The organism is Pseudomonas sp. MDT2-39-1, from assembly GCF_054898085.1.
Genome location: NZ_CM142716.1, coordinates 3,263,425 through 3,284,395, shown reverse-complemented (window position 1 = coordinate 3,284,395; position 20,971 = coordinate 3,263,425). Strand labels below are relative to the sequence as shown.

The following is a 20,971-nucleotide window of genomic DNA, read 5'->3' as shown; positions in this document are numbered from 1 at the left end:
GCGCAAAAAACGAGCAAGTCTACACCCCTCGACGGGGCAGGACAAAACTCAGCAGAAACAGTGCGGCGGCCGTCACAACAATCGATGGGCCCGCCGGTGTGTCCTTGAACCACGACAGCGCCAACCCGCCACAGACCGCGAGCATGCCCAGCAGGCTCGCGCCCAGTGCCATCTGCTCCGGCGAGCGGGCGTGACGTTGTGCCGCAGCCGCCGGGATGATCAACAACGAAGTAATCAGCAACACACCGACGATTTTCATCGCCACAGCGATCACCACAGCGATCAGCAACATCAGGGTCAGGCGCAGCGCCGGCACCGGCAAACCTTCCACTCTGGCCAATTCTTCGTGCACCGTGATTGCCAGCAATGGCCGCCACAATGTCACCAGCAAGGCTAGAACGGCCGCGCTGCCGCCGAGAATCCAGGCCAGATCGGTCGGGCTGATCGCCAGCAAGTCGCCGAACAGATAAGCCATCAGGTCGATCCGCACTTCGTGCATGAAGCTTAGTACGACCAGGCCCAGAGAGAGCGTGCTCGGTGCGAGAATTCCCAAGAGCGTGTCGGACGCCAGCGGCTGACGCTGTTGCAACGTCACCAGCAGCACCGCCAACAGCAAACAGCCGACGGTGACTGCCACGGTCGGGCTGACATCCAGCAAAAAGCCCAACGCCACGCCGAGCAAGGCCGCGTGGGACAGGGTGTCGCCGAAATAGGCCATGCGCCGCCAGACCACAAACGAACCCAGCGGTCCTGCGACCAGTGCCAAAGCCAGACCTGCAAGCAGGGCGTAGAGCAGAAAATCAGCCATGCTTGCAGCTATCTCCATGGACATGGGTGTGGGCCGCCGGGGCCGCGCTGACTACCGAGCCATGCAGGTCATGGGCGTGGTCGTGGTGATGGTGATAAATCGCCAGGCTTTGTGCGTTCTTCCCGAACAGCTCGACGAACGCCGGATCGCCGCTGACCTGTTCCGGGTGCCCGGAGCAGCAAACATGACGATTCAGGCACACCACTTGGTCGGTGGTGCTCATGACCAGGTGCAAATCGTGGGAGACCATCAACACGCCGCAGCCGTGACGGTCGCGCAGGCGTGTGATCAGGCTGTAGAGCTCGGCCTGACCGGCCACGTCGACACCTTGCACCGGTTCGTCGAGCACCAGCAATTCCGGCTCACGCAACAAGGCCCGAGCCAGCAGCACGCGCTGCATTTCGCCACCGGAAACGCTTTGCACCGGACTGTCGATCACCTGCTCGGCGCCGACTTCCTTGAGTGCTGCCAAGGCCCTGGCCCGGTCCACGCCCGGCACCAGACGCAAGAAGCGAAGCACGGACAGCGGCAGCGTCGGATCGACGTGAAGTTTTTGCGGCATGTAACCGACCCGCAGTTTCGGCTTGCGCCAGACGCTGCCGCTGTCCGGCTTCAACAGACCGAGCACGGCGCGCACCAGCGTGGTTTTGCCCGCACCATTCGGGCCGATCAGGGTGACGATCTGCCCCGGCTCGACGCTCAGCTCGATGTTATCCAGCACGTTTTGCCCGGCAAAGGTGACGGCAACCTGCTCGAGGCGGATCAGCGCGTTGCTCATCAAGCCCCCTGGCAACCCGAGCAGAGACCGACGACTTCAACGGTCTGGCCTTCGACGACAAACCCGACATCCTTGGCGCTGCTGATGATCGCGTCGCTGATGGATTTCTGTTCGAGCTCGATGGCGGCGTGGCATTCGCGGCAAATGAGGAACTGGCCCTGGTGGGCATGCTCAGGGTAATTGCAGCCAATGAAGGCGTTCAACGAGGAGATGCGGTGGACAAGGCCGTTTTCCAGCAGGAAATCCAGCGCGCGGTACACAGTTGGCGGCGCGGCGCGACGGCCATCCTGTTCGCTGAGCACCGCGAGGATGTCGTAGGCACCCAGCGGTTTGTGGCTTTGCCACACCAGTTCCAGCACCCGCCGACGCAACGCGGTCAGGCGCAAGCCTTGACGTGCGCACAAGGCATCGGCCTCCGACAGAGCGCTATGCACGCAATGAGAGTGATCGTGGGGACGGCTGGCAATCGGTGTTTTAGGCATGAGCGGCGACGAGTTTTGTGAGAGACGTTATTATGTTACCCGTTCTCACCTCTTCGAGTGGTCATCGTGTCCCGACTTTTTTCTATCTTTGTCGCATTTGTCGCAAGTTTTCTGCTGATTGGTTCGGTCCAGGCCAACGTCAAAGTCCTTACCAGCATCAAGCCTCTACAGCTGATTGCCGCTGCGGTGCAGGACGGCGTGGCGATTCCGGAAGTGCTACTGCCGCCCGGTGCTTCGCCGCATAACTATGCCTTGCGCCCGTCCGACGTACGGAAGGTGCAATCGGTGGATCTGGTTTACTGGATCGGTCCGGACATGGAAGGTTTCCTGCCTCGTGTGCTGAACGGTCGTACGCTGCCGAGCGTCGCCATCCAGGATTTGCCGGGGCTGAAACTGCGCCGTTTCGCCGAAGACAGCCATTCCCACGCCGAAGAAGCCGACGAGCATGACCACGATCATCGCCCAGGCAGCCTGGACTCGCATTTGTGGTTGTCACCGGTGAACGCCCGCGTAATCGCCAGCAAAATGGCTGCTGACCTGAGTGTGGCCGATCCGGCCAATGCGGCGCGTTATCAGAGCAACCTCAAGGCGTTCGATGAGCGTCTGGATGCGTTGGACCTGCGACTGAAGGCGCGTCTGGCCGGCATCGCCGGCAAACCTTACTTCGTGTTCCACGAGGCGTTCGACTATTTCGAAGACGCTTACGGCCTCAAGCACACCGGCGTATTCAGCGTCGCTGCGGAAGTGCAGCCGGGTGCTCAACATGTCGCGGCCATGCGCACACGCCTGCAGGAAGTTGGCAAGACTTGCGTGTTCAGTGAGCCTCCGTTGCGTCCGCGCCTAGCGGAAACGCTGGTAGCCGGCCTACCGGTGAAACTGGCGGAGCTGGATGCGCTGGGCGGGTACACGCCGGCGACTGCTCAGGGATATGAGCAGGTGCTGGAGAAGTTGGGGAATGATTTGGCGGGGTGTCTGGAGTCGTTGTAATTCCAGAATTGCGGCGCCCCATTCGCGGGCAAGCCTCGCTCCTACAGATCACACCAACCTGTAGGAGCGAGGCTTGCCCGCGAAGCTTTTAGAGGGCGAACGGCAGCGGCGTGCTGACCTTCTGCCGCTGCGCCAACCGCTGCTGGAACTCCATCGGATCGTGAATCAACACGTCCTGCCCGGCGAAAGATTCCGCGGCGATCAACCGTGACAACCAAAACCGCACACACGCCACGCGCAGCATGGTCGGCCACAGCTCGGCTTCGGCTGCCGTGAACGGCCGCAACGCCGCATAAGCCCCGAGCAATGCTCGCGCTCGCGGTCCGTCGATCAGACCGTCATCGCCTGAACACCAGTCATTCAAGGCAATCGCCACGTCGTAGAGCATCGGCCCCGAACACGCGTTGTAGAAGTCGATCAGCCCGGTCAGGTGCGTGCCTTCGAACATCGCGTTGTCGCGGAACAGGTCGGCGTGGATGTTGGCCCGTGGCAACGCCAGAATTTTCGTTTTCTGCTGAGTGATTTCGTCCAGCGCCCGTTGCAGCAGATTGCTTTGCTCGGCATTCAGGTGGGACAGCAACTGCGTGCCCTCCTCCAGCATCCAGTCCAGGCCACGATCGGTTTTGCGCTTGATCATGTTGGCCTGGGTCGCCAGGTGCAGATGGCCCAGCAGCTCGCCGACTTGAGCGCAATGCTGCGCGTTGGCGACCTTGATGTGCTTGCCGGCCAGACGTGGCTGCAACAGCGCAGGCTTGCCGGCCAGTTCGCGCAAGGCAACGCCGTCGGTGGTTCGCAACGCGTACGGCACCGGCAGATCGGCTTCGTGCAGCACGTCGAGCAGTTCGATGAAGAACGGCATCTCCTGAACCGGACCGCGCTCAACCAGAGTCAGGACAAATTCGCCCTGCTCCAGGCTGATGAAGAAATTGGTGTTCTCACTACCGGCGGCAATCCCCTGGAAATCAAGCAGGCGGCCGAGCCCGTATGGGGCGAGAAAGGTTTCCAGCTCGGGCCGAGCCAGCGGGGTGAACACAGACATGTTTAAACTGCCAGTACGGGCGCCGCTGCTTGAGCCAGCGCCGATTGAAATTAAGAAACTACTTCCACTCAAAAATTTTCCATGACGGAATCAGCATATCCGGCTGATCCGAGCGGATGAAGTTTGCATCGGTACCGTCCGCACGCACCAGAAAATAGGGCGGTGCACCCTTCGGCGTGACTTTGATCGCGTACAGGAAACCGTTTTGGCGGTACTCCTGAATGACCTTGTCCCCTTCCGTGCGGATCGTGACTTCCGGCTCCGGTGTCGGCGCATCGTCCGCCGCCATGACAGCCAGGGGAACGGTTGCAAACAAGCCAGCCAGCAACAGGCGATTTAGTGTGCGCATGATAACCTTGTCCCTTTGTCGTCAACGGTCCCGCTATTCTAGCGCCGGACCCGCCGAAAAGGTTGATCCTGCTCATGAGCCAAGCCCCCCTCGTCCTGGTGGACGGTTCTTCTTACCTGTACCGCGCCTTTCACGCCCTCCCACCACTGACCACGTCCAAAGGCCTGCCGACCGGTGCGGTCAAAGGCGTGTTGAACATGCTCAAGAGTCTGCGTAAGCAGTACCCGGACAGTCCGTTCGCCGTGGTGTTCGACGCCAAGGGTGGGACGTTTCGCGATGACATGTACGCCGAATACAAGGCCAACCGTCCGAGCATGCCAGATGACATGCGCGTGCAGATCGAGCCACTGCACCAGAGCGTGATCGCGCTGGGCTTCCCGCTGCTGTGCGTCGAAGGCGTCGAGGCCGATGACGTGATCGGCACACTGGCCCGCAGCAGCGCGGCGGCTGACCGCCCGGTGGTGATCTCCACCGGCGACAAGGACATGGCGCAACTGGTCGATGGCCACATTACCTTGGTCAACACCATGACCGGTAGCGCGCTGGACGTGGAGGGCGTGAAGGAGAAATTCGGCGTCGCTCCCGAGCAGATCATCGATTATCTGGCACTGATGGGCGACTCTTCCGACAACATTCCGGGCGTTCCGGGCATTGGTCCGAAGACCGCTTCGGGCCTGCTGGTCGGTGTGAACGGCGGCCTGACCGAGCTGTACGCACAGCTCGACATCGTCCCGACCCTGCCGATTCGCGGCGCCAAGACACTGCCGGCCAAGCTCGAAGAGCACAAGGAGATGGCGTTCCTCTCCTATCAACTGGCGACCATCAAGATCGACGTACCGCTGGATATCGGCCTCGACGACTTGCAAATGGGTCAGCCAGATCACGACAAACTCGCCGATCTCTACACCCTGCTGGAATTCAAGAGTTGGTTCGACGACAACCAGCGCGACGCCAAGCGTTCCGGCCAGGAAGTCACCGCTCCGGTGGCTGAAGAAGCCGCTGTCGAGACTGAACTCAAGTACACCACGATTCTCACCCAGGCCGATTTCGACCTGTGGCTGAAGAAGCTCAACGACGCCAAGCTGATCGCCTTCGATACTGAAACCACTGGCATCGACGCGCAGCAAGCGCAGCTGGTCGGCCTGTCGTTTGCTGTACAGGCCAACGAAGCGGCCTACATCCCGCTGACCCATTCCTACATGGGCGTGCCGGATCAGCTCGATCGCGACACCGTGCTGCGCGCGCTGAAACCGATTCTGGAAGACCCGAACAAACTCAAGGTCGGCCAGCACGCCAAGTTCGACATGAACATCCTGGCCAACTGCGCCATCGGTGGTGACCAGAGCTGCGGCATCACCGTGCAAGGCATTGCCTTCGACACCATGCTCGAATCCTACGTGCTGGATTCCACTGCGACCCGCCACGACATGGACAGCCTGGCGCTGAAGTACCTGAACCACACCACTACCAGCTTCCAGGACATTGCCGGCAAGGGCGCCAAGCAGCTGACGTTCGACCAGATCTCGCTGGAACTGGCCGGGCCTTACGCCGCCGAAGACGCCGACGTAACGCTGCGCCTGCATCAAACCTTGCAGGAAAAGCTCAATGCCATCCCGAGCCTGAGCAAAGTCCTGAGCGAAATCGAAATGCCGCTGGTGCCGGTACTCGCGCGAATCGAACGCCAGGGCGCATTGGTCGATGCCAACCTGCTGGGCATTCAAAGCGTTGAACTGGGCGAAAAAATGGTCGCTCTGGAGCGTGAGGCATTCGCCATCGCCGGCGAAGAATTCAACCTCGGCTCGCCGAAGCAATTGGGCGTGATCCTGTACGAAAAGCTCGGGCTGCCGATCCTCAGCAAAACTGCCAAGGGCCAGGCATCCACCGCCGAAGCCGTCCTCGCGGAATTGGCCGAGCAGGATTACCCGCTGCCCAAAGTGCTAATGCAGTACCGCTCCATGAGCAAGCTGAAAAGCACTTACACCGATCGCTTGCCGGAGCAGATCAACCCGCGCACCGGGCGGATTCACACGTCTTATCATCAGGCTGTCGCAGCGACAGGGCGTTTGTCGTCCAGTGATCCGAACTTGCAGAACATTCCGATCCGCACGGCTGAAGGGCGTCGGATTCGTCAGGCGTTCGTCGCGCCTAAAGGCTACAAGCTGCTGGCGGCGGACTATTCGCAGATCGAACTGCGGATCATGGCTCACCTGGCCAAGGACGAAGGTTTGCTGCACGCGTTCCGCAATGACCTGGACGTGCACAGGGCCACCGCCGCCGAAGTGTTCGGCGTGGAACTGGCCGACGTCACCATCGATCAGCGTCGCAGCGCCAAGGCGATCAACTTCGGTTTGATCTACGGCATGAGCGCGTTTGGCCTGGCCAAGCAGATCGGCGTTGATCGCAAGCAATCCCAGGCGTACATCGACCGTTATTTCGCCCGCTACCCGGGTGTTCTGGAATATATGGAACGCACCCGCGCCCAGGCGGCCGAGCAAGGTTTTGTCGAGACGATCTTCGGTCGTCGCCTGTACCTGCCGGAAATCAACGCGAAAAACCCGGCCCTGCGCAAAGGTGCCGAGCGCACGGCGATCAACGCCCCGATGCAGGGCACGGCGGCGGACATCATCAAGAAAGCCATGGTGGCGGTGGATAACTGGCTGACCTCATCGGGCCTGGACGCCAAAGTCATCCTGCAGGTGCACGATGAATTGGTGCTTGAGGTGCGTGAAGATCTGGTCGACCAGGTCCGCGATGAAATTCGCGCGCACATGAGCGACGCCGTGAAGCTGGATGTGCCGCTTCTGGTCGAGGTTGGCGTAGGCAATAACTGGGATGAGGCTCACTGAGCCGTCTGAAAGGCGTTTTCTGCTGCGGCATAGCGCCGCGGCAGAAAGGTCGAAGGGCTGTTATTTCGAAAAATGCTTGGGCTTATTCCGAATGGATTTTGACCCACTCAGGAACTAAACCCGTGAACCGCCACTCAGAGTTACTGAATGGCTGGTGAAGCCCTTCGATGCTCCTATGTTGTGTTAAGTGTTGGCAGATATCTGGACCCCGCCCTAACGGTCCGGAACTTGAACCCCGGAACTTCCCCCTCCCCATAAGAAGTCCGGGGTTTTTTTTGCCTGCGATTTATTGCTCGGCAATCTCGGAGCCTTTGTCCGCCAGTTCCATCCAGCCTGCCAGTACAGTGTAGGCGTCTTCCAGGCCCATGCGTTTTGGCGCCGAAAACAGCTGAATACTGATCGCATCGCCCCACCCTTTGCGGATGTCTGTCTGGACCTTGAGCAGGACGTTTTTCGCCGCGCCGTAGGTCAGCTTGTCGGCTTTGGTCAGCAAAATGTGCATCGGCATGCCGCTGGCCACGGCCCAGTCGAGCATCAACAGGTCGAAGTCGGTCATTGGATGACGGATGTCCATCATCAGAATCAGACCCTTCAAACTCTCGCGACCACCCAGATAAGCTTCCAGGTGACGCTGCCAGTGCAGCTTCAACGGGATAGGTACTTTCGCGTAACCGTAACCCGGGAGGTCGACCAGACGACGATCATCGTCTAGCTTGAAGAAGTTCAAAAGCTGCGTGCGACCCGGAGTTTTCGAGGTCCGCGCCAGGCTGGCGTGCGTCAAAGTGTTCAGCGCGCTGGATTTACCGGCGTTGGAACGCCCGGCGAAGGCCACTTCAAAGCCTTCGTCGTCGGGACATTGGTCGACTTTGGCAGCGCTGAGCATGAAGGTGGACTGTTGGCACAGGCCGAGGATGGGGTTCTTGAGTTGCATGGGATTTCCGATGTGGGCGGCGCCGGGGATGGACGCGGTAAGCGGTGTCGTTTCCGTTTCAGTGACGCCAGTATATAATGCCGCAGATTTTGTGTGCGCTTTGTCCCAGCGTAGGATGAAGTTCACGAGAGCGATTGACCTTGATTGCGCATTAGAACGCAGAACGCTCTCAACCCTGAAAAGGTCGTTTTATGACGAAATGGCTGCTAGCTGCCGGTGTCTTGATGCCGCTTTACAGCGCTCAGGCTACACAGGATCCGGAAGCTGTGTACAACCGTGTTTGTGGTGCCTGTCATTCCGGCCAACTACCCATGGCGCCCAAAAAGGGCGATCAGGAAGCTTGGACGCCGAGGTTGGCGAAAGGTATGGAGACGCTGGTGCAACACGTGACCCAGGGTTTCAAGGCGATGCCGCCGCGTGGTTTGTGCATGGACTGCAGTGCCGAGGATTACCGAGCCATCATCCAGTGGATGAGCGAGTGATCCCGGCCCATAACTCTTTAACCCTTAGCCGTAGTTGGATTAGCTGATGAACAAATTGATCGTGAGTCTGCTGTTGACCGTGGGGATCTCCGGCATAGCCCATGCTGCAGGTGATGCAACTGCTGGTCAGGCGAAAGCCGCAGTATGTGGCGCCTGTCATGGCCCGGATGGCAACAGCATGGCGCCTAACTTTCCGAAACTGGCAGGCCAGGGCGAGCGTTATCTGAACAAGCAGCTGCACGACATCAAGTCCGGCAAGCGTACCGTTCTGGAAATGACCGGCCTGCTCACCAACCTGAGCGATCAGGACCTGGCCGATATGTCCGCTTACTTCGCCAGCCAGAAAGGCAGTGTTGGCGCCGCCGACCCGAAAGTCGTGTCTCGCGGTGAAGCACTGTTCCGTGGTGGCGACCTGGCCAAAGGCCTGCCAGCCTGCACCGGCTGCCACTCGCCGGACGGCAAGGGTAACGCGGCTGCCGGTTTCCCGCATCTGGGCGGCCAGCATGCTCAGTATGTTGCCAAGCAATTGACCGACTTCCGCAAAGAGGAAGGCGGTCGTGCCAACGATGGCGATACCAAACCGATGCAGAGCATTGCCAAAAAGCTGAGCGACGAAGATATCGCCGCGGTGTCCAGCTACATTCAGGGCCTGCACTAAGACCGACGAATAGGGCGTCGCGCGGGGCGTACATCTCCTGCAACGTTAACGCTCTATTAATCCGTCGCAGCAAGTATAAAAAGGGTGGCTTAGGCCGCCCTTTTTTGTGGCCGCTGCCGTTACACTACAGAACTCAAGCCCGCCAGGACCTGTCTGAAAACAGGTCGCGCGAGGCGACCCAAATTGTCCAGGAGTAAAGCATGCGTAATCTGATCATCAGCGCCGCACTCGTCGCTGCCAGCCTGTTCGGCCTGACTGCCCAAGCCGCCGAAGCACCCGCCGCCCCTTACGTCGAACTGACCAATCCGGTTCCGGTCGCCGTGCCTGGCAAGATCGAAGTCGTGGAGCTGTTCTGGTACGGCTGCCCGCATTGCTACGCTTTTGAACCGGTGATCAATCCTTGGGTCGAGAAGCTGCCTTCCGACGTGAACTTCGTACGTATTCCGGCCATGTTCGGCGGCCCATGGGACGCACACGGCCAGATGTTCCTGACCCTTGAAGCCATGGGCGTCGAGAACAAGGTTCACGCTGCGGTGTTCGAAGCGATTCAGAAAGAACACAAGAAGCTGGTCGACAAAAATGAAATGGCCGACTTCCTGGCGACTCAAGGCGTAGACAAGGACAAGTTCCTGGCGACCTTCGACTCTTTCGCTATCAAGGGCCAGATCACCAAGGCTCGCGAGCTTGCCAAGAAATATGAAATTACCGGCGTTCCAACCATGATCGTCAACGGCAAGTATCGCTTTGACGTGGGCTCTGCCGGCGGCGCCGAACAAGCTTTGCAACTGGCCGACAAACTGGTCGACAAAGAGCGAGCGGCTAACAAGGCTGCCGCCAACTAAGCGCGGCGGCTGCCATGCGCCGCTGGGGTACTGAACGCGTCGTTGGCCGGCATGATCCGCGGGTCAACGAGCATCATCTGGAATCGACGGGCTTGCCCGCAGACAGCCGTTTGCGTTTGCTCAGTTTCAATATCCAGGTCGGCATCAGTACCGAGCGCTATCGGCACTACCTGACCCGAGGCTGGCAGCATCTGTTGCCGCACACCGGGCGTGCCGACAACCTGCAAAAGATCGGCAATCTGTTGGGCGACTTCGATCTGGTCGCCTTGCAGGAAGCCGATGGCGGAAGCCTGCGATCAGGCTACGTCAATCAGGTTGAGCACTTGGCGCAGCTCGGCGCCTTCCCCTACTGGTATCAACAACTCAATCGCAACCTCGGTCGTCTCGGCCAGCACAGCAATGGCGTGCTCAGCCGCCTGCGCCCGTGGGCGATTGAAGATCATCCGCTGCCGGGGCCCAAGGGTCGCGGGGCGATTCTGGTGCGCTTCGGCGAGGGTCCAGAGGCGCTGGTAGTGGTAATGATGCACCTGGCTTTGGGCGCTCGGGCCCGCACCATGCAACTGGCTTACATCCGCGAGTTGATTGGCGGTTACAAACACCAGGTGCTGATGGGCGACATGAATACCCACGCCAGTGACTTGCTGCAAACCTCCCCGTTGCGTGACCTCGGCCTGCTCGCGCCGCAAATGGAAGCGACCTTTCCAAGCTGGCGCCCGCAGCGCTGCCTGGACCATATTCTGCTCAGCCCCACCCTGACCCTTGAAAAGGTCGAGGTGCTGGCACAACCGATTTCAGATCACCTGCCCGTCGCGGTAGAGATTCGTCTGCCGGGTTCGCTCACGGCCGATGCATTCCCCGCGTTGATTCCTGCCCCTTCGCGGATCCCATGAATGAGCGACGAAACACAGCGCTGGAAAGAGAAATACCTTAAAAGCATCGAACAACAGGAAAAGCTCGAACGCCGATGGGATGCCCGTCTCGACTTGCTGCGTCGTGGGTTGGTGCGCAGTACGCTGGCCGCAGAAGGCACCGATCGCGCCGTTGACCAGTGCATGAAGGAAATGCGCGAAGTCGTGCGCACCGATGACATGGACGCCGGCCTGGCCGCCCTGCTTCCGCGCCTGGAAAAAGCCGTACTCGATTCCGAGCAGCGCCGGGAAACCCGGATCAATCAGACCAGCGCCGCACTGACAGCACTGGTGACTCAGCTACAAACACTGCCGCTGCCTCGCGAAGTCAGCCGACCGCTCAAGAACTTTGCCAAACAACTGGATGGCCGAGTCAGTCAGGCGCGCGAGATTCCGCTGCTACTCAGCGAACTCAGTGGCCTGCAAGGCAAAGCCTTGCGTCAACTGGACACCCCGCCAGAGCCTGATCGTCCTGGTTTTCTGCAGCGACTGTTCGGTAACCGGGAAACGGATGAGGCCGCGCCGCAGATCGCCGCTCCTGCGGTGCAAGCGGCGACTGTCGAACCCGTTGCCGCGCCGCTGGCCGCAACCCCGAATGAAACGGTCGATCTCGCCTCTGTGGTCGAGCAGCCGTCAGTCGTACCGCCAACGGTACTCGACGCCCAACCCGCCGCAGCCATTCCTGAAACCCTGGAGACGCAGGCACCAGCCGCAGAGGCACCCACTCCTGAAGTGGTGGCCTTTGTCCCGCCTGTGCTACAGCCAAAAACTGCATCTGCGCAAACTGTAGAGCCACACGTACAGCCGAACATTGAACAACTGCAGGAGCCAGCGCTTCCGGACATCGTGCCAGCCGAGCCAATTCAACAGGCAATCAACCCTGATGAACTGACCCCGGCATTGGCGACCATCGATGCAGAGCACTTCGAGCCAGAGCATATTCTCTACGCCCTGCCCGACTCGCCCGAGCCGTCCTACAGTTCGGTTGCCAAGCACATCGAAGACACGCTCCTGGGCCTGCTCGACGACCTGACGCTGCCCGAACGCCATCGACCGCAAGCAGAAGCAATGCGTGATCGCCTGCAAAACGGTCTGAACTGGTATGAATTAATCCCGATCCTCGACGATCTGGCGACTTTGATGCTGGCGATCACCGACAGCGGTCAGCATGAATTCGAAGCTTATCTGCAGCAACTCAACGAACGCCTCGAGTCATTCCAGAGCAACTTGCAGGCGGCCAGCGACGGCCATGCCGACAACCGATCTGCTGCGCGCGAGATGGATACACAGATCCGCGAGCAAGTTGATGGCCTGCAGAGCAGCATGCAGGAAGCGGCGGACCTGGACGACCTCAAGCACGTCCTGGAAAACCATCTCGAAGGCCTGCTCGGCACCATGGATCAACACCAGAAGCAGCGCGACGAACGTGAGCAGGAAGTCGCGGCACGCTTGCATAGCTTGGCCGAACGTGTGGCGCACATGGAACAGGAAGCGCTGGGCTACCGTGAGCACCTTGAAGAACAGCGCCAGAAAGCCCTGATCGATCCACTCACCAGCCTGCCCAATCGAGCAGCCTGGAGTGAACGACTGGAACACGAAGTCCACCAATGGCAGCAACACGGCGACACCCTGTTGCTGGCGATGCTCGATCTCGACCATTTCAAACGCATCAACGATAACTACGGCCACCTGGCAGGCGACAAGGTGCTGAAAATCATCGCCAGCGTGCTGCGCAAACGCCTGCGGGGGACGGATTTCATTGCGCGGTTTGGCGGTGAGGAATTTGTCCTGTTGATGCCCGCTACGCCATTGGCTGCCGGAGCGAAACTGCTGGAATCCTTGCGCGCATCAATCGAAGCCTGCCCTTTTCACTTCAAGGGCGAGCGGGTGACGATCACCATTTCCATGGGTGTGACTGCGTTTAAAGCCGGCGAACACAGCGATCTGGTACTGAAAAGAGCCGATCAGGCGCTATACCGTGCAAAAAACGCCGGTCGCAATCGACTGGAGGCAGGCTGACAGCCAATTGTTCCATTTTATTTAAAACAGCGCTTTTGCCCTCGGCTCGCAAGGCAGTACGTTACACTGTTGCATTACTGTCTTGCGTGTATTCCTTCTAGCCATGAAATGTCTTGCCCTTATCGTGTCGCTGCTTCTGCTGGCAGGCTGTGCCAGCGGTCCCCGGATCGACACCAGCCACCCTTCAGCCAATCACGACAGTCGTATTCAGTTCGTGGTGGTGCATTACACCTCCGCCTCGCTCGAAAGCTCGCTGCAATTGCTGACCCACGGCGAAGTCAGCAGCCACTACCTGATCGGTGACGACAAGGGCGCCACCATCTATAAGCTGATGGGTGAAAATCTTCGCGCCTGGCATGCAGGCGAAAGCGAATGGCAAGGCCGGACGTGGCTGAATTCGAGCTCCATCGGCATCGAGATCGTCAATCCTGGCTTCAAAGACACGCCGACCGGCCGACTCTGGTACCCCTACAGTGAAGATCAGGTTCAGTCGTTGATCTTTCTACTTAAGGACATCAGCAAGCGTTACAACATCAATCCTCACTCCATCATCGGCCATAGCGACATCGCGCCGCTGCGCAAGCTCGATCCCGGCCCGCTGTTCCCCTGGAAGCGCCTGGCCGCCGAAGGCCTCGGCGTCTGGCCAAACGAGCAGGCCGTCGTACGCCAACAAGCCCGGTTCGTAACAGAACTGCCGAGCATCAGTTGGTATCAGGGACAGCTGGCTCGCCTGGGTTATGCCACACCACAAACGGGCGAGCTAGATGTGGCCACGCGTCACGTACTGGCGGCCTTCCAGATGCATTTTCGCCCCTCCCGATTCGACGGCACACCGGACGCTCAGACTGCGGCGCTCCTGCAAGTCTTGAATCAGACAAAATAATGACGCCCGCCCGACGGTAAGGGCTTTTTCTCAATCAGCAGCTATAACTCATTGGTAATTCTTCGGATATCCATAATGGCTGTAGCTCGAGAGACGCTCCGTAGCTGGTTTTATCGCCCCTGGTTTTTGGCGATGCTGGCTGCTGCCTTGAGCGCAACGCTATTGATGGCTGCCAGCCTGTTTTTAGCGATGAATCAGGTCGAGCAGAGGGAAAGTCAGGAAATGAACGCCCAGGGCGAGCGCTTCCTCGCCCGGCTGGAGCAGCTGTTCGGGCAGCTACGCGAAAGCCTCGACGATCTGGAAGCCCAGCCGCTGCGAGGCTGCGATGATGAAATGATCGCGACCTTGCAACAGGTCAGCTTCAACTACCGATTCGTTTATGAAGCCACTTACATGGATGCATCGCGGATCTGTTCAAATCGCCCTCGCCAGGGAGGGCTGTCGATGATTCGCCCCCCGGACATCAAGGGCCCCACCTACAGTTTCTGGCTGAACACTACCACCGAACCCGATGAAAACCGTGCGGCGCTGATGCTGGGACGCGGCAATTTTCGGGTCGCAACCTCTCGCGGCCATTTGACCGACATGGTCGATCTGTCGCCGGAAAGCAGCCTGCTGGTGGTACTCGATAATGGCACCCGCGCGATTCCTGTGCTGGGTGTGCCACAGGCCTGGCCACCCAAAGAGTCCTTGCCCCTGACAAGCCGCGACGCCTTGCAAGTGACACAAACCCGCTTGATTTACCGTATGCCCACCAACAATCCCGAATACCAATTAGTGCTGATCACCCCGCGCACGGGCATGCATGTGCCAGGAGTGTGGTGGTGGCTGCTGCCGGCCAGTCTGGCGCTGGGTGTTTTAGTCGGTTTCATGGTGTTTCTGCTGGTGCGCCAGCGTCAGTCACTGGACGCCGAACTGAACGGCGCCATACGGCGAGGCGAATTACAGGTGCTGTATCAACCGATCTTCGATCTCGACAGCCGCAACTGTGTCGGGGCCGAAGCCTTGCTGCGCTGGCGAAGGCCGGACGGCACGCTGACCAGCCCCGACCTGTTCATTCCGATGGCCGAGAACACCGGCCAGATCCGCCAGATGACCGACTTCGTATTACAGCGACTTCTCGAACAACTAGGGCAACTGCTACGCGCCAATCCGCAGTTGTACATCTCCGTCAACCTTGCAGCTTGCGACGTCATGGTGCCGCGTATCGGCCAGGTGATGGCACGCCTGCTGACCTTGCACCGGGTCGCGGCGAAGCAGATTGCCTTTGAGGTGACTGAGCGTGGCTTGATCGATGTGGTGGTGGCCAGGGAAAACCTGCAAGCCTTGCGCGATGTCGGGCATCAGGTGTTGATCGATGATTTCGGCACGGGCTATTGCAGCCTCGCCTACCTGCAAACCCTGCCGGTGGACTGCCTGAAAATCGACAAGGCGTTCATTGATGCGCTGGGCCATGACGCCGCCAGCAGCGGCGTGGCACCACACATCATTCACATGGCCCAGGCCCTGCAACTCAGGGTGATTGCCGAGGGCATCGAACATGAAGCCCAAGCGGCATTTCTGAGCAGCGAAGGAGTGAAGTACGGTCAGGGCTGGCTGTTTGCTCATGCACTGAGCGCCGTGCAGTTCATCGAACTGATTACCCGTGGTCGCCGACTGAGCAATCGACGCCTGGATGATGAAGCCTGAGGAGACTGCCGGGGTTAAACCGCCAGCGCCATGTAGAACTGCGTACCCTGCCCCGGCCGCGAATAAACGCCCATCCGCCCGCCATGCAACTGCACGATTTCCTTGCACAACGCCAAACCAAGCCCGGCACCGCCCTTCTTGCGACCAACCTGAACAAAGGGTTCGAAGATCCTCCCCTGTTGACCATAGGCAATGCCTTCGCCGTTGTCTTCGACGCTGATAATCACCCGCTCCCCATGGCGTCGCGCCTGCAGACGTATCAGTCCATCCTGGGCGGTATGGCGCAAAGCGTTATCGATCAAGTTATCGAGCACCCGGTCCAATTGCGCTTGGTCAGCCTGCAATCTGGGTAACGGGCCCTGCACTTCCACCCGCATCTCGATGCCCTTCTGCGCCGCAGCCCCGGCAAAACGCGCCTGAGCCTCACCCAGTAGATCTTCGATTGAACACGGCGCCAGCGTGAGCTTCTGCAATCCGTTCTGGTAGCGAGAGAAATTCAGCAGGTCGTTGATCAACTGCATCAAGCGCTGCATTTCTTCGTTCACGGTGTCCAGCAAGTCGGCTTCGCGGGAGTCCTCAGGAAATTTCGCCCGCTCGCGGAACAGGCCGAAGGCCATATGCATTCCGGTCACCGGTGTGCGCAGCTCATGGGAGGCGCGCAAGACAAACTCGCTGCGCACCCTCTCGAAGGCACGCTGTTCGGTGACGTCATGCAACACCATCACGGCGCCGAGTATATGGCCCTGTGTGTGGCTGACCGGGGTCAGGCTGTAAGTCAGTAACCTCGATTCACCATCGACCTCAACGCTCAGGTCTTCCGGCGCCCGCTCCAGGGTCCCGCCGCGCAGTACCAGTTGCAGCTGCTCATCGAGTTCGGGACGATCGAGCGCTGTGCCCAGCCCTTGGCCGAGACGATCGGAGTCCCAACCCAACTGCCGCTGGGCCACTGGATTGAGGTGCTCCAAATGGCCTTCGCGGTCGATCATCAACAACCCATCGTCGATGCTGTCGAGTACCGCCTGCAAACGTTGCTGACCGGCGAGCAGCTCGTCGATATTCATCGCCTGGTGCTCACGCAGCGCCTGCGCCATGATGCCGAAGCGCTTGGTCAGTTGGTTCATTTCCTCGGCGGAGGAAACCGGCAGGGTCACTTCGAAATTGCCCTGGCCGATGTTGTCGGCGGCCTGGACCAACGCTTCGATCGGAGCGCCAAACCGCCGGGCGATCGCGTGAGCAGTCACGAAACCGATGATCAGCACCGCCAACCCCACCAACCCGAGCAGACCGGCAATCAGCAACGCGCGTTCACGGGCCTTACGCTCGGTATCGTTGATGTTATCCAGTGCGCGCTTTTGTTCAGTGACCAGACCGTTGCGCAAAATATTGAATTTTTCCGTCAGCGCCTCATTGCCGCTCAACGCAGGCGTCGGCGCTTGTGTCTGATCGTAGACCTGAAGAAAGTCGAGGTAGTCAGCCTTGGACTGTATGAAACCGTAGCTGCCGTTGCCGGATTGCTGAAGGGTGATGCCTTCTTCGAGCAACTCGAGGTAGTGCTTCCTGGCAGCCTCGAATGCCGCGGGATCAGGCTTGTCGTTGATCATGATCATGAGCTGATCGCCCAGGGTCTGACGCAATTTCAACCCCAGGTCCAGCGTGACGAAGTTGTTACGAACCTGGACTTCCTGGGTGCCGGCCATCTGCATCACGCTGACCAGCCCGAGCAAGAGCCCGAGCAGCGCCACGGTGATCAGCGCCGAAATACTCAGGAACAGCCGAGTCCGCAGCTTCATCGCCAGTTTCATCGCAGGCTCACAAGTTGTACTGCTTGCGTTTGCGGTAGAGGGTCGAGGCATCGATGCCGAGAGTCTTGGCCGCCTGGTCCAGCGTGTCGGCGGTGGCGAGGACGGCACCGATGTGGGCTTTCTCCAACTCATCCAGACTCAACGCCGCACCAATACGCGGCGCGTTGTTGGTCGGAGTCTCGGCCATGCCCAAGTGACTGATCTCGACCCGTTCCTGGGGACAGATAATGCTCGCCCGCTCCACCACGTTACGCAGTTCGCGAATGTTGCCGGGCCAGCGGTAACCCAGCAACGCTTCACGGGCCTCATCGCTAAAGCCACGGGCAGGGCGCGCGTACTCCTTGACGAAGCGAGCGAGGAAACGGTCGGCCAGGTTCAGGATGTCTTCCCGGCGTTCGCGCAGTGGCGGCAAGTGCAGAGTGATGACGTTCAAGCGATAGAGCAGGTCTTCTCGGAAACGACCGTCGCGCACCATGTCTTCGAGGTTCAGGTTAGTCGCCGCGAGAATTCGCACATCGGCGCGCCGGGTCACTGGATCGCCCACACGCTCGTATTCCTTGTCCTGGATGAAACGCAGCAACTTGGGTTGCAACGTCAGAGGAAAATCGCCGATCTCGTCAAGAAACAACGTGCCGCCATCGGCCTGATTGACTCGCCCCAAGGTACTTTCGCTGGCACCGGTGAACGCGCCTCGGCTGTGGCCGAAGAGTTCACTTTCCATCAATTCCGCCGTCAGCGACGGGCAGTTGATGGTGACGCACGATTTCTTCTGGCGCTTGCTCCAGCCGTGAATGGCTTGTGACAGTTCACCTTTACCGGTGCCGGACTCGCCAAGGATCAGAATGTTGGCGTCGGTGCTGGCGACCTGGCGTGCGGTTTCGAGTACCACTTTCATGGCCGGGCTATGGGAATCCAGACCGTCCTTGGGTTTACGCACTTCGCCTTCAAGTGCTTCCAGGCGGGCCGAGAGCTGCCGCACTTCCAGCTGCTTGGCGGTGGCCAGTCGCAACTGGTCGGGGCTGCAAGGTTTGACGAGGTAGTCGGCAGCACCGGCCTGAATCGCATCCACGGCGGTGTCCACGGCCGAGTGAGCGGTGACGATCACCACCCGCATCCATGGCGCCTGGATGCGCATCTGAGCCAGAACATCCAGACCATTGTCTTCACCCAGACGCAGATCGAGGAAACACAGATCGAACACCTGCCGTTGCAGCAAAGCATCGGCCTGCGCCGCGCTGTTCGCGGTGGCCACGCTATAGCCTTCATCTTCGAGGCAATAACGGAAGGTTCGCAGAATAGCGGATTCGTCATCCACCAGCAGAATGCGGCCTTGATGCTCAGTGGCTGATTCCATGTTCCTGCGCTCCTTTAATGAATGATCTTGGTTAGTCCCGGAAAAATCGGGCAAGTTGCATGGTTGATTCTGATCCTTTCCAGCCATGGCAGGGTAGCTGTCTACTCATCCATTAGCTAATGGGCTGATTTCTTTGGTTTTTTACCAGAAGAATAGTTTTACGGCGACTTCCCACGTCCTTTTCTGACACCTACGCCCTCCTCTCAATTCAAAAATAATCAAAGTCCCCGGGAATTGATCGTGCAATACGCACGACCTTGCGCGGTCCATCGTGCAGGATGCGTCCGCCGTGATTTCTGAGCTAAAACTAACTTATTGATTTATAACAGTTTTTTTCTATTGAAAAGCTGGCATGCAGGCTGCAATAGTCTGGGTAATCAGGGCCATTTTGAATCGACGCCCACTAACAGGATCACCACCAGAGTGGGAGGAGTTTCAGGATGAATCGCCAACGTGTCGCCCCATTGCGCATCTCGCCTTTGCATATTCAACAAGGACTGTTTGGCATTCTGGCGCTGTTGATCACGCTGATCGCCGGCCAGCGGTTCCTTCTGTGGGAACAGAGCCAGCAACCCGAGGCGCCGCACGTATCGATTCAACGCGCAACCCAGACCCACTTCAGCGCCGTCAGCAGCCACCAGGCTGATCTCGCCCCGATGCGAATGATGGACGTCGACCAGGCTCAGCCAGTGGATGAAATGCCTCGTCAGGAACGTTGGGTGTTCTGAGCAAACGAACTTGGCGCGCTCGATGCGCCGGGAAAAGCACCACAAGCTACATCTCTAATATAGAAGCGTAAGGAGAATCACCATGTTGAGCTGGGCAATCACATTCTTGATCATTGCCATCATCGCCGCAGTGCTGGGCTTCGGTGGTATCGCGGGCACCGCCACGGGTATCGCCAAGATTCTCTTTGTCGTGTTCTTGGTGATGTTCATTGCTTCGTTCTTCTTTGGCCGTCGCGGTCGAGGCTGAATATGAGCGTTTTGTTAAAGACTCTGGCAGCCGCCCTATTTCTGGGCGGCAGTGCCATGGCGATGGCGGCCAATGATGGCCAGACGCGGGCCAGCGAATTGCTGAATTCGGACCCGCAGTACCGTGAAACCTGGACTAAAGTCGTTAAAAAGGAAGAGCGACTGCCGGAATGGGTGATGAACCTGTCCGGCGATGCCGAGCAAATGAATGCTGTTGAAGAGGATGGCGACAAGTACTTGGTCGGGCCGCTTTGCGAAACGCAACCGACGTGCCTGAACAAGCGCCTGATCGTGGCCTTCAGCTTCGACAAAAAGGATGCCTATGCGATGCTGGTCGAGGTGCCTGCAGGACTGCCGGCCGACAAGTCGCCAACGCGACATGCCGATTACCGCTTCCTCGGCAAGCCTGATCAGGGCATGCAGGACCTGTTGATGGAGCAACTCAAGAAAGATCCGAACTGGTACTGAGTTTGTAACACGAGAGGAGCAGCATGCTCCTTTCCAGTGCGCCACCCGAGGAAGGCAGGCGCATGACCAAGGGGTCGGGACGTTCTGCCTGTTTCAGGGGCGGAGTGACCTACGGGCACATGGAGTGTCTGCGCAAGGGCCAGGTCAGGTATAAAGCTGCGACGCAGGTTCGCCAGCCCCGAGGGGCTCGACGGACTTGCGGAGAGCTTCAACGTGCAAAACGTTGATCTAGAGCACTGCGCTCATTCCCCTCTGTGTTGCATATTCCCCGCAAAACCGTTTCGCGGTGTTTCTTTACGACCGTATATCGAGAAACCTTCGACATTCGGCGTATGAGTTTTCGCTGCCAAACGTAGGCTTTTTCGTAAATTTCGCCATGAATTCAACTGTTTAAAAAACAACCAACCTCCTCTGAAATGGCCGGTTCACGGCACTTATGCCTGCCGAAATGTCGTATTCGAACCGGTTGGGACGCGAGTTTCAATTAAAAAAGCTCATGCCGATTCGGCATAGGGTAGGCGTTTACGGCATTAGACGTTGCTTCCTTGCATCGGAATAGTTGCGCCTTTTTTCGCCTGCCAGAGAGCCGTAATAAAGCGCTCCGGGGCACCTTATACGGGGGCAGATGCACAGACTTTTTCGCCACGAGCGTTCCAGTTCTTGCATTCGCCT

20 protein-coding genes are annotated in these 20,971 nt (G+C 59.0%); 12 read left to right on the top strand and 8 right to left on the bottom strand.

Features of this window, described 5'->3' with window-relative positions:
• Positions 1-19: 19 nt before the first annotated feature.
• The 3 genes from znuB to zur are packed head-to-tail and all read right to left on the bottom strand — an operon-like array spanning position 20 to position 2,068.
• A complete protein-coding gene (gene znuB, locus ACYZTM_RS15635; RefSeq protein WP_017341765.1) occupies positions 20-808 on the bottom strand; it encodes a zinc ABC transporter permease subunit ZnuB in 789 nt (262 codons plus the stop codon).
• The gene (gene znuC, locus ACYZTM_RS15630; RefSeq protein WP_461956473.1) at positions 801-1,586 is read right to left on the bottom strand and encodes a zinc ABC transporter ATP-binding protein ZnuC; all 786 of its coding nucleotides are present in this window, start codon (positions 1,584-1,586) and stop codon (positions 801-803) included. The genes znuB and znuC overlap by 8 nt, the downstream gene beginning before the upstream one ends.
• On the bottom strand, positions 1,586-2,068 hold the full coding sequence (zur, locus tag ACYZTM_RS15625; protein ID WP_461956472.1) for a zinc uptake transcriptional repressor Zur: 483 nt from the start codon (positions 2,066-2,068) through the stop codon (positions 1,586-1,588). The genes znuC and zur overlap by 1 nt, the downstream gene beginning before the upstream one ends.
• Positions 2,069-2,134: 66 nt before the next feature.
• Between zur and ACYZTM_RS15620 the strand changes: the two genes are divergently transcribed.
• Positions 2,135-3,055 carry a zinc ABC transporter substrate-binding protein gene (locus tag ACYZTM_RS15620; protein ID WP_461983320.1) on the top strand — a complete coding sequence of 307 codons (921 nt, stop codon included), beginning with the start codon at positions 2,135-2,137 and terminating at the stop codon, positions 3,053-3,055.
• Between the two features lie 88 nt (positions 3,056-3,143).
• Here ACYZTM_RS15620 and ACYZTM_RS15615 read toward each other — a convergent pair whose 3' ends face one another.
• Together ACYZTM_RS15615 and ACYZTM_RS15610 are read right to left on the bottom strand one after the other, a co-directional pair.
• Entirely contained in the window at positions 3,144-4,094 is a 951-nt protein-coding gene (locus tag ACYZTM_RS15615) for a homoserine kinase (RefSeq protein ID WP_461983318.1), read from the bottom strand.
• A 58-nt stretch (positions 4,095-4,152) separates the two neighbouring features.
• Positions 4,153-4,443: a DUF2782 domain-containing protein gene (locus tag ACYZTM_RS15610; protein WP_034149452.1), complete on the bottom strand. Its 291-nt coding sequence runs from the start codon at positions 4,441-4,443 to the stop codon at positions 4,153-4,155.
• Positions 4,444-4,517: 74 nt separating this feature from the next.
• Between ACYZTM_RS15610 and polA the strand changes: the two genes are divergently transcribed.
• Complete coding sequence (gene polA / locus ACYZTM_RS15605) at positions 4,518-7,289, top strand: DNA polymerase I (RefSeq protein WP_461983316.1); 2,772 nt, start codon at positions 4,518-4,520, stop codon at positions 7,287-7,289.
• Between the two features lie 286 nt (positions 7,290-7,575).
• Here polA and yihA read toward each other — a convergent pair whose 3' ends face one another.
• Positions 7,576-8,220, bottom strand: coding sequence for a ribosome biogenesis GTP-binding protein YihA/YsxC (yihA, locus tag ACYZTM_RS15600; protein WP_046055303.1), 645 nt, complete (start codon positions 8,218-8,220; stop codon positions 7,576-7,578).
• A gap of 191 nt (positions 8,221-8,411) precedes the next feature.
• Here yihA and ACYZTM_RS15595 point away from each other — a divergent pair, with 191 nt between their 5' ends.
• The 7 genes from ACYZTM_RS15595 to ACYZTM_RS15565 all read left to right on the top strand — a co-directional run bounded on the left by ACYZTM_RS15595 (position 8,412) and on the right by ACYZTM_RS15565 (position 15,701).
• Positions 8,412-8,702: a c-type cytochrome gene (locus ACYZTM_RS15595; protein ID WP_128874650.1), complete on the top strand. Its 291-nt coding sequence runs from the start codon at positions 8,412-8,414 to the stop codon at positions 8,700-8,702.
• 46 nt (positions 8,703-8,748) lie between these two features.
• Entirely contained in the window at positions 8,749-9,360 is a 612-nt protein-coding gene (locus tag ACYZTM_RS15590; protein WP_131059093.1) for a c-type cytochrome, read from the top strand.
• A 200-nt stretch (positions 9,361-9,560) separates the two neighbouring features.
• Positions 9,561-10,202 (top strand): thiol:disulfide interchange protein DsbA/DsbL, encoded by a 642-nt coding sequence (locus ACYZTM_RS15585; protein WP_461983313.1) that lies wholly within the window; start codon positions 9,561-9,563, stop codon positions 10,200-10,202.
• Positions 10,203-10,216: 14 nt separating this feature from the next.
• A complete protein-coding gene (locus tag ACYZTM_RS15580) occupies positions 10,217-11,092 on the top strand; it encodes an endonuclease/exonuclease/phosphatase family protein (protein ID WP_131059091.1) in 876 nt (291 codons plus the stop codon).
• Complete coding sequence (locus tag ACYZTM_RS15575; protein WP_461983311.1) at positions 11,093-13,129, top strand: diguanylate cyclase; 2,037 nt, start codon at positions 11,093-11,095, stop codon at positions 13,127-13,129. It abuts the gene before it with no gap.
• A gap of 103 nt (positions 13,130-13,232) precedes the next feature.
• Entirely contained in the window at positions 13,233-14,012 is a 780-nt protein-coding gene (locus tag ACYZTM_RS15570; RefSeq protein ID WP_131059089.1) for an N-acetylmuramoyl-L-alanine amidase, read from the top strand.
• Between the two features lie 75 nt (positions 14,013-14,087).
• A complete protein-coding gene (locus ACYZTM_RS15565; RefSeq protein ID WP_131059088.1) occupies positions 14,088-15,701 on the top strand; it encodes an EAL domain-containing protein in 1,614 nt (537 codons plus the stop codon).
• Positions 15,702-15,715: 14 nt separating this feature from the next.
• On the opposite strand, the gene ACYZTM_RS15560 is transcribed toward ACYZTM_RS15565, so the two are convergent.
• Both ACYZTM_RS15560 and algB read right to left on the bottom strand, forming a co-directional pair.
• Positions 15,716-17,503, bottom strand: coding sequence for an ATP-binding protein (locus ACYZTM_RS15560; protein WP_131059087.1), 1,788 nt, complete (start codon positions 17,501-17,503; stop codon positions 15,716-15,718).
• 7 nt (positions 17,504-17,510) lie between these two features.
• Complete coding sequence (algB, locus tag ACYZTM_RS15555) at positions 17,511-18,857, bottom strand: sigma-54-dependent response regulator transcription factor AlgB (RefSeq protein WP_010465602.1); 1,347 nt, start codon at positions 18,855-18,857, stop codon at positions 17,511-17,513.
• Between the two features lie 440 nt (positions 18,858-19,297).
• On the opposite strand from algB, the gene ACYZTM_RS15550 reads away from it, so the two are divergent.
• The 3 genes from ACYZTM_RS15550 to ACYZTM_RS15540 all read left to right on the top strand — a co-directional run bounded on the left by ACYZTM_RS15550 (position 19,298) and on the right by ACYZTM_RS15540 (position 20,299).
• Positions 19,298-19,585, top strand: a complete 288-nt coding sequence (locus tag ACYZTM_RS15550; RefSeq protein WP_131059086.1) for a hypothetical protein — start codon at positions 19,298-19,300, stop codon at positions 19,583-19,585.
• Positions 19,586-19,667: 82 nt separating this feature from the next.
• Positions 19,668-19,832: a DUF1328 domain-containing protein gene (locus ACYZTM_RS15545; protein ID WP_003177151.1), complete on the top strand. Its 165-nt coding sequence runs from the start codon at positions 19,668-19,670 to the stop codon at positions 19,830-19,832.
• Positions 19,833-19,834: 2 nt separating this feature from the next.
• The gene (locus ACYZTM_RS15540) at positions 19,835-20,299 is read left to right on the top strand and encodes an inhibitor of vertebrate lysozyme family protein (protein ID WP_131059085.1); all 465 of its coding nucleotides are present in this window, start codon (positions 19,835-19,837) and stop codon (positions 20,297-20,299) included.
• Positions 20,300-20,971 lie beyond the last annotated feature (672 nt).

Bases quoted from the DNA above. Each gene is read 5' to 3' on its own strand.
- znuB (WP_017341765.1), bottom strand. From the start codon at position 808: ATGGCTGATTTTCTGCTCTACGCCCTGCTTGCAGGTCTGGCTTTGGCA.
- znuC (WP_461956473.1), bottom strand. From the start codon at position 1,586: ATGAGCAACGCGCTGATCCGCCTCGAGCAGGTTGCCGTCACCTTTGCC.
- zur (WP_461956472.1), bottom strand. From the start codon at position 2,068: ATGCCTAAAACACCGATTGCCAGCCGTCCCCACGATCACTCTCATTGC.
- ACYZTM_RS15615 (WP_461983318.1), bottom strand. From the start codon at position 4,094: ATGTCTGTGTTCACCCCGCTGGCTCGGCCCGAGCTGGAAACCTTTCTC.
- ACYZTM_RS15610 (WP_034149452.1), bottom strand. From the start codon at position 4,443: ATGCGCACACTAAATCGCCTGTTGCTGGCTGGCTTGTTTGCAACCGTT.
- polA (WP_461983316.1), top strand. From the start codon at position 4,518: ATGAGCCAAGCCCCCCTCGTCCTGGTGGACGGTTCTTCTTACCTGTAC.
- yihA (WP_046055303.1), bottom strand. From the start codon at position 8,220: ATGCAACTCAAGAACCCCATCCTCGGCCTGTGCCAACAGTCCACCTTC.
- ACYZTM_RS15595 (WP_128874650.1), top strand. From the start codon at position 8,412: ATGACGAAATGGCTGCTAGCTGCCGGTGTCTTGATGCCGCTTTACAGC.
- ACYZTM_RS15590 (WP_131059093.1), top strand. From the start codon at position 8,749: ATGAACAAATTGATCGTGAGTCTGCTGTTGACCGTGGGGATCTCCGGC.
- ACYZTM_RS15585 (WP_461983313.1), top strand. From the start codon at position 9,561: ATGCGTAATCTGATCATCAGCGCCGCACTCGTCGCTGCCAGCCTGTTC.
- ACYZTM_RS15580 (WP_131059091.1), top strand. From the start codon at position 10,217: ATGCGCCGCTGGGGTACTGAACGCGTCGTTGGCCGGCATGATCCGCGG.
- ACYZTM_RS15575 (WP_461983311.1), top strand. From the start codon at position 11,093: ATGAGCGACGAAACACAGCGCTGGAAAGAGAAATACCTTAAAAGCATC.
- ACYZTM_RS15570 (WP_131059089.1), top strand. From the start codon at position 13,233: ATGAAATGTCTTGCCCTTATCGTGTCGCTGCTTCTGCTGGCAGGCTGT.
- ACYZTM_RS15565 (WP_131059088.1), top strand. From the start codon at position 14,088: ATGGCTGTAGCTCGAGAGACGCTCCGTAGCTGGTTTTATCGCCCCTGG.
- ACYZTM_RS15560 (WP_131059087.1), bottom strand. From the start codon at position 17,503: ATGAAACTGGCGATGAAGCTGCGGACTCGGCTGTTCCTGAGTATTTCG.
- algB (WP_010465602.1), bottom strand. From the start codon at position 18,857: ATGGAATCAGCCACTGAGCATCAAGGCCGCATTCTGCTGGTGGATGAC.
- ACYZTM_RS15550 (WP_131059086.1), top strand. From the start codon at position 19,298: ATGAATCGCCAACGTGTCGCCCCATTGCGCATCTCGCCTTTGCATATT.
- ACYZTM_RS15545 (WP_003177151.1), top strand. From the start codon at position 19,668: ATGTTGAGCTGGGCAATCACATTCTTGATCATTGCCATCATCGCCGCA.
- ACYZTM_RS15540 (WP_131059085.1), top strand. From the start codon at position 19,835: ATGAGCGTTTTGTTAAAGACTCTGGCAGCCGCCCTATTTCTGGGCGGC.